This window comes from Patiriisocius sp. 208BN25-11 (assembly GCF_058147145.1).
This window is the reverse complement of sequence record NZ_JBYVJY010000003.1, coordinates 414,700-422,235: the sequence shown is the minus strand read 5'-3', so window position 1 is coordinate 422,235 and position 7,536 is coordinate 414,700. Positions and strand designations below refer to the sequence as shown.

Sequence of the window (7,536 nt, the reverse complement as noted above, 5' to 3'; positions counted from 1 at the left end):
GATATTTTGGAGAGCGTTTGTTCGATAGAATAGTAATAGCAGGCATTACAGGATTATGATAAATTACGGACAATCAAAACTTCTTTACTTTTGTTTTAGATTTAATTTGAATTTGCTTTTTATTGTTTAATAAGTTTCTTGTTATAGGTCAATCCAGTACCATTATCTAGCACTTTCAAAACATACATCCCCGTTTGAAGATATGCCACATTGAGTGTTGTATTACCATGTAAAGATTGGTGTAACATCTTTTTCCCTTTGAGATCAAAAATTGATGCCGTATAATCACCATTTTCAATTTCTATATTAAGATCACTAATGATTGGATTGGGGAATATTATAATCTCTTTATTAAATAGCATGTCTTGAGAAGCCAATGTTCCACCTATAATTTCGATGTTACCTTCATTGTCAAAGGGGTTTGACCATTTCTCATTAGTGTATACATCACTTCCTGTAAGGGTTCTTAGAAATGCGATCAAAGCATCCTTTTCTGCATCAGTAAGATTTAAGTTTTGAGGTTGTCCTCCAGGCATTAACCTGGGATCTAGATTTGTATTATTAGGTTGATTAGGAATTTGATCATAGTGATTTATTACCTCAAGTAGTGTAATTAGACTTCCATCATGCATAAAAGGTCCATTTGGAGTTCCATCTGGATGCAAGACATCTCGTAAAGTAGGAGCACGAGTATTTGTAAGGTCGATCTGGGTTGAACTTCCAGCAACTCCTATTACACCATTATTAAGTGAATTTGGTCCTATATCAAATTCTGGTGCTGCATGACAAGCAATGCAACCTGCTCCATTATTTTGAGGTGGTGTTATAAACAATTGTTTTCCTAAATTTTCTTGGGGGGTATAGTTTGGGAAATTTTGGTTTATTGTATTTACTTGAATAAGGCCTTCATCAAATTTAGAATCAAATGATTGAATACTTCTTATAAACTGTGCTAATGCATCTTGCAAGCGTTCTTCTGTAATTACGGTGTCTCCATAAGCAAATTCAAACAGTTCTTGGTAATAGTCTAAAGACTCTAAAATATCAATAAGATCATCAATATCTGGATCGCCATTTTCGCCACTAAAACCCATTTCAATATGGTCTTGAATTGGTTGTGTAGTTTGTTCTTCTAGAGTTGCGGCTCGCTCATCCCAAAAGAATTTTTGTTCATTTGCAAATCTTGCATTAATTAAACGCATAGAATGTCTTCCAGTTAATTCACCGTTTAAACCAACACTTTGTACCGCTATATCACCAAAGGCTCTTTCTTGAATATGACAGCTAGCACAGGCAATGGTATTATTTGCTGATAAATTTTTATCATAAAACAATACACGACCAATGGTGGCGACTTCGTCTGAAATATTATTTGATCCCGTATTATCTTTTGTTATGTATTCTGGAATTAGTTGGCTCTCATAATTAAACAGATTTTCTAAATCAATGGCACCACTCATTAACACAAAGGCACTAACTAGACTAATTGTAGTAATTAATATTCTGTTTTTCATAGGAGTAGTTTGTATAATTAGGTTAGCAGTATTTTGGCTTAAAAAGCCTGATAAAGTGTTTGGACTCTCAAACAGTTAAAAGGTTTAACCAAAAGGAAAAAATAATTAAAATTGTGAGGTTTTAAAAGATTTCTTGGTCATTTAAAAATAGGTTGCTACTAACATTTCCGAAGAAAAATTCCTACAGATAGACAACAAACTTTTTAATAATATTTGTAAAATATAATCACTAAAAAAAAGCACCCCATTATGAAGTGCTTTTACAATTTTTACTCTCTTACAATAAAGAGCTCTGTATGTATGAAGTTTAATCTGCTAATACAATTACTTTATTGTTGTTCATTTCAACAGTACCACCGTTGATTTCTAGTACCCATTTCCCGTCTACTTGTGTAAACTTGTTCTCAAAGCCTTCGGCAATGGTTGGGTTTCCAGCAAATTTCACTTTCCCTTCACTTAATAGAGATACAATAGCAGCGTGGTTGTTCATCATCTGAAACTCACCGTCCATTCCTGGCACTGTTACACTTTCTACTTCTCCGCTTACCAATGAAGCTTCTGGGGTTACTATTTCTAAGTACATGTTTAGTAATTTTATTAAAATGAAGTGACTATTAGTCCCCTCTGCCCTGCGGGCATCTCCCCAAGGGGGAGAATCGTTAATCTATTTAATAAAAAATATTGTTTATGCTTCAGTTAACATTTTCTCTCCTGCCTCGATTGCTTCTTCGATAGAACCTTTCAAGTTAAAAGCTGCTTCTGGAAGGTGGTCTAATTCACCATCCATAATCATGTTAAATCCTTTGATTGTTTCTTTAATATCTACCAATACTCCAGGAATACCAGTAAACTGCTCTGCTACGTGGAACGGTTGCGACAAGAAACGTTGTACACGACGTGCACGGTTTACAGCCATTTTATCTTCTTCAGATAATTCTTCCATACCTAGAATGGCAATAATATCTTGCAACTCTTTGTAACGTTGTAGTAACTCTTTTACTCGTTGTGCACAGTCGTAGTGCTCATCACCTAAAATAGCAGCTGTTAAGATTCTTGACGTAGAATCTAGTGGATCTACCGCTGGGTAAATACCTAGCTCGGCAATTTTACGAGACAATACCGTTGTTGCATCTAAGTGAGCAAAGGTTGTCGCTGGTGCTGGATCTGTTAAATCATCTGCAGGTACGTAAACCGCCTGTACAGATGTAATAGAACCTTTTTTAGTAGATGTAATACGCTCTTGCATTGCACCCATCTCTGTTGCTAATGTTGGTTGGTATCCTACCGCAGATGGCATACGACCTAAAAGTGCCGATACCTCAGAACCTGCTTGTGTAAAACGGAAGATATTATCAACAAAGAAAAGTACATCTTTTCCTTGTCCGTCTCCAGCTCCATCTCTAAAGTACTCAGCAATGGTTAAACCAGATAAGGCAACACGTGCACGTGCTCCAGGTGGCTCATTCATTTGTCCGAATACGAAAGTTGCTTTAGAGTCTCTCATGGCCATTTTATCTACTTTAGATAAGTCCCATCCACCTTCTTCCATAGAATGCATAAAATCGTCTCCGTACTTGATAATACCAGACTCTAACATCTCTCTCAAAAGATCATTTCCTTCACGTGTACGCTCTCCTACTCCTGCGAATACAGAAAGACCACCGTGACCTTTTGCAATATTGTTAATCAATTCCTGGATCAATACTGTTTTACCTACACCGGCACCACCAAAAAGACCAATTTTACCACCTTTTGCATATGGCTCAATTAAGTCAATTACTTTAATACCTGTAAAAAGTACTTCACTAGAAGTTGAAAGATCTTCAAACTTAGGAGCATCTCTGTGAATTGGCAAACCATCTTTTCCTTCTTTAGGAAGTTCTGCCATACCATCAATAGGATCTCCAATTACGTTAAATAAACGACCATATATATCATCACCGATTGGCATTTGTATAGGCGCTCCTGTTGCAACAGCGTCTTCTCCACGGCTCAAACCATCTGTACTATCCATAGAAATGGTACGTACGGTGTTTTCTCCCATGTGAGATTGTACTTCAAGAATTAACTTGTTTCCGTTATTGTTTACTTCAAGACTATCATAAATCTGTGGAAGTTCGGCACCGCTTGCAAACTCTACGTCTACAACAGGTCCAATAATCTGTGCAACTTTTCCTGTAACTTGTGACATTATTAACTGTTTCTGTTTTAGTTATCTACGAGTGCCTAACGCACCCTCTTTTTTAACGGTGCAAAGATAGTTTTTTCTTCGGAAATATGACAAGCTTCAAATGCTCTTTTTTGAAGATATTTTTTCTTCGGAAATTTTAAGGAATAGAAACATGTCTAAAACAACTAGAAATCGTCTTAGCATCGAGTTTTAAAAGCCACTCATTTGAAACCAACAGAAGCAATCTGAAGCTCTAAAATTTCCGAAGTATACAACAACTTAAAGGGATAATAAGGTATTATCTAAAGATTCACACAAGCCACGAATGTTGTCTTTAAATAATTGTATGATCCTATGCATAAGTTCGCTTTCTCTAGAGATACTTCTACCGTCAATTTCTACAATTGGGGTTAGCTCTCCCATGGTACCAGTGGCAAAAACACCTTCGGCATTGATAAATTCGCTAAGAGACAGATCTGCTTCTTTAATAGCGATATTATTTTGTTTACACAATTCGATGACCGTGTTTCTGGTAATCCCAGGTAGGCAAGCATGGGCAAAGGGCGTGTAGATGGTATTGTTTTTTACCATAAAAACATTGCTCCCATTTAACTCGGCTACAAAGCCACGCTCATCTAGCATCAAACCTGCATCTTTACCCGCTACATTAGCTTGTATTTTGGCTATAATATTATTGAGCAAGTTGTTATGATGGATTTTACTATCAAGAAATTGTGGGGCATTTCTGCGCTGACTTGAACTCAAGACGGTAATACCGCTTTTATTGTCATATACCAAGGGCTTCCACTCTGCCAAAACAATTAGACAAGAACCACTTTGGTTGAGCCTTGGATCCATACCACTAGTTATTTTTTCTCCTCGAGTAAGTGTCAATCTAATATGAGTATCATCGTTCATGCTATTGGCGTCAAGGGTTTGCCTGATAGCATTCTTAATTTCGGCTTTGCTAGGGATGTCTGTAAAAGCTAATGTCTTTGCACTTGCATGTAAACGCGATAAATGTTTGTCTAGACATACCACGCCCTCAGGATATACTCTTAACCCCTCCCAAACGGCATCACCTCCTTGTACTGCACTATCAAATACCGATATTTTTGCTTCATCTCGATGGTACAATCTGTCTTTAATAAACACTTGAATGTTGTCGTTTTTTGGGTTGGATTTTTGTAACATATTAATTTTTTAAGATATGATTTTGTAAAATAGTGTAATAGGTTAACGCTTCTTGCAACACTTGCTCTAAATGATCTGGCATGGGCTGACTGCTTGTTTTTTGGACCGAAAAACCAGTAGAATTATGCACATTTGCATACCAATAAGGTGCCCAAACTCCATCTTCTGGAATACCTCCTTTTTGCCAAGAAAGCATGTCTTTTAAAAAGGGGATATCTAGCAATCCACATAGTTTTTTTAAATATTCCTCTGGATTTTTTAGAAGTTCATCGCTATCGATTACTAGAGGTGTTTTGTTATTCTCTTTAAGATACGTAAACAACTCTGAAGCCTTTTTAATCCCAATATCATCAATGGTCGGATTCTCAATAACTTTAGAAAAAGAAGCTAATAACTTTTTTGGGTGCCTAATAAGAATCACATTATTCCAGGGTAAAATATGTGCTGGGTTTTTTGAAATGTAATGGTGTGCCATTCCTTTTATAAACAAATGCTGTTGGCTTGTATCCATACATTCTTGGATCTTCGAAAGCACCATTTCTTTTGTGTGGGGCAATGCCGCTAAAATTTCCGAAGCACCAGGATGCATTACCTTAACATCCCCATTTTTTAAATAATAGGCATAAAAAGGCTCATCTAATACGCTTATTTCTGTATGTTGAGCAAAGGCATACATAAGTGCAGTGGATAGGTTTCTAGGGCCCGAAATAAGATTGATAATTTTCACGTTTTAAAAATAGTGAAAATTAAAAAAGGGAAGCAAAAAAAGCTTCCCTTCTTACAAAGATATTATAGATTGCTTTGGGTTACTCTACAGTAACACTCTTAGCTAGGTTACGTGGCTGATCCACATTTTTATCTAACATAACAGCAATGTGATATGACAATAACTGTAATGGAATTGTAGTAACTAATGGCGTTAATGTTTCTGGAGTTTTTGGCACTTCCATTACATAATCGGCAAGTGCTTTTACTGCAGTATCACCTTCGGTAACTACCGCAATAATTTTACCCTTACGCGCTTTAATCTCTTCAATATTACTTACCACTTTACCATAGTGATTACTATTAATTGCAATCACAACAACGGGCATTTGCTCATCAATTAAAGCAATAGGACCGTGTTTCATCTCTGCAGCAGGATACCCTTCTGCATGGATGTATGAAATCTCTTTAAGTTTCAAGGCACCTTCTAGTGCTACTGGGAAATTATATCCTCTTCCTAAGTACAAGAAGTTACTAGCATCTTTAAAAACTTTGGCAATTTCTTCAATCTTATCATTACTTTTTAAGGCAGCAGCAACGTGTGTTGGAATCATATCCAATTCACGCAGATGCATCATGTAATCTGACTTAGAAATAGTGCCTTTTACATGTGCCAATTTTAAAGCAATCATAGTAAGTACTGTAATTTGTGTTGTAAATGCTTTGGTAGAGGCTACTCCAATTTCTGGACCTGCATGCGTATAGGTACCGCTATGTGTTTCTCTTGAAATAGTAGAACCTACTACGTTACATATACCGTATACAAACGCGCCTTTTTCTTTCGCTAATTTTATAGCTGCCAATGTATCTGCAGTTTCTCCACTTTGAGAAATAGCAATGACTACGTCTTTTTCAGTAATAATTGGGTTACGATACCTAAACTCACTAGCATATTCAACTTCTACTGGAATTCTTGCCCAGTCTTCAAAAATATATTCTGCTACCAAGCCGGCATGCCATGAAGTTCCGCAAGCTACGATGATAATTCTATTTGCATTTACAAATTTAGGGATGTACTCTTCAAGTCCTCCTAATTTTATAATTCCTTGGTCTGCAAGTAACCTTCCTCTATAAGTATCTTTAATTACAGAAGGTTGCTCATAAATCTCCTTTAACATAAAATGGTCATACCCTCCTTTTTCAATCTGCTCAATGTTTAATTGTAGCTCCTGAATAAAAGGTTTTACCTCTTTATCGTTTTTAATTTTACGAACCTTTACATCTCTACCACGGCGTATAATTGCCATTTCTTCGTCTTCTAGGTAGATTGCATTGTTTGTAAACTCGATAAATGGAGATGCATCACTGGCAACAAAAAACTCTTCCTCTCCTACTCCAATAGCAAGTGGACTTCCTAGTTTAGCCACTACAATCTCGTCTGGCTTGTTTTTGTCAAACAAAGCAATTGCGTAGGCACCAACAACTTGGTTTAGTGCTATTTGCACTGCTTTTCCAAGTTTTACACCTTGTTCTTTTTTAATTTCTTCAATAAGGTTTACTAGTACTTCGGTATCTGTATCAGACTGGAATGTATAACCTCTATTGATTAATTCGGTTTTAATAGAAGCATAGTTTTCTATAATTCCATTATGAATAATCACTAAATCACCACTATTTGAGTAATGTGGGTGTGAATTTACGTCGTTTGGCACACCATGTGTCGCCCAACGGGTATGTCCTATTCCTAAACTTCCAGTTTTTGAAATTTCTTTATGAGCTCGTTCTTCTAGATCAAGAACTTTTCCTTTTGTTTTAGCTAATTGAATTGCTGTACCGTCGTACAAAGCAATTCCAGCACTATCGTACCCTCTATATTCTAAACGTTTTAAACCATTTACAATAATTGGGTATGCTTCTCTATGGCCTATATAGCCTACAATTCCGCACATATAT

General features: G+C 36.4%; 6 protein-coding genes. All 6 read right to left on the bottom strand.

The genetic code is table 11. From position 1 onward, the window contains the following. Positions 1–119: 119 nt before the first annotated feature. Entirely contained in the window at positions 120–1,514 is a 1,395-nt protein-coding gene (locus ACY2RS_RS06675; protein WP_490097848.1) for a cytochrome c peroxidase, read from the bottom strand. A 307-nt stretch (positions 1,515–1,821) separates the two neighbouring features. Beyond that, a complete protein-coding gene (locus ACY2RS_RS06670; protein ID WP_490097847.1) occupies positions 1,822–2,097 on the bottom strand; it encodes a F0F1 ATP synthase subunit delta/epsilon in 276 nt (91 codons plus the stop codon). Between the two features lie 102 nt (positions 2,098–2,199). Continuing rightward, positions 2,200–3,705: a F0F1 ATP synthase subunit beta gene (gene atpD, locus ACY2RS_RS06665; protein ID WP_490097846.1), complete on the bottom strand. Its 1,506-nt coding sequence runs from the start codon at positions 3,703–3,705 to the stop codon at positions 2,200–2,202. Positions 3,706–3,963: 258 nt separating this feature from the next. Next, positions 3,964–4,878, bottom strand: coding sequence for an aminotransferase class IV (locus ACY2RS_RS06660; RefSeq protein WP_490097845.1), 915 nt, complete (start codon positions 4,876–4,878; stop codon positions 3,964–3,966). A gap of 1 nt (position 4,879) precedes the next feature. Further along, entirely contained in the window at positions 4,880–5,605 is a 726-nt protein-coding gene (locus tag ACY2RS_RS06655) for a sulfotransferase-like domain-containing protein (protein ID WP_490097844.1), read from the bottom strand. A 79-nt stretch (positions 5,606–5,684) separates the two neighbouring features. Further along, positions 5,685–7,532: a glutamine--fructose-6-phosphate transaminase (isomerizing) gene (glmS, locus tag ACY2RS_RS06650; RefSeq protein WP_490097843.1), complete on the bottom strand. Its 1,848-nt coding sequence runs from the start codon at positions 7,530–7,532 to the stop codon at positions 5,685–5,687. Between the last annotated feature and the right edge of the window lie 4 nt (positions 7,533–7,536).

Excerpts from the sequence above, each read along its gene's own strand:
- ACY2RS_RS06670 (WP_490097847.1), bottom strand. The coding sequence starts at position 2,097 with ATGTACTTAGAAATAGTAACCCCAGAAGCTTCATTGGTAAGCGGAGAA.
- ACY2RS_RS06675 (WP_490097848.1), bottom strand. The coding sequence starts at position 1,514 with ATGAAAAACAGAATATTAATTACTACAATTAGTCTAGTTAGTGCCTTT.
- glmS (WP_490097843.1), bottom strand. The coding sequence starts at position 7,532 with ATGTGCGGAATTGTAGGCTATATAGGCCATAGAGAAGCATACCCAATT.
- atpD (WP_490097846.1), bottom strand. The coding sequence starts at position 3,705 with ATGTCACAAGTTACAGGAAAAGTTGCACAGATTATTGGACCTGTTGTA.
- ACY2RS_RS06660 (WP_490097845.1), bottom strand. The coding sequence starts at position 4,878 with ATGTTACAAAAATCCAACCCAAAAAACGACAACATTCAAGTGTTTATT.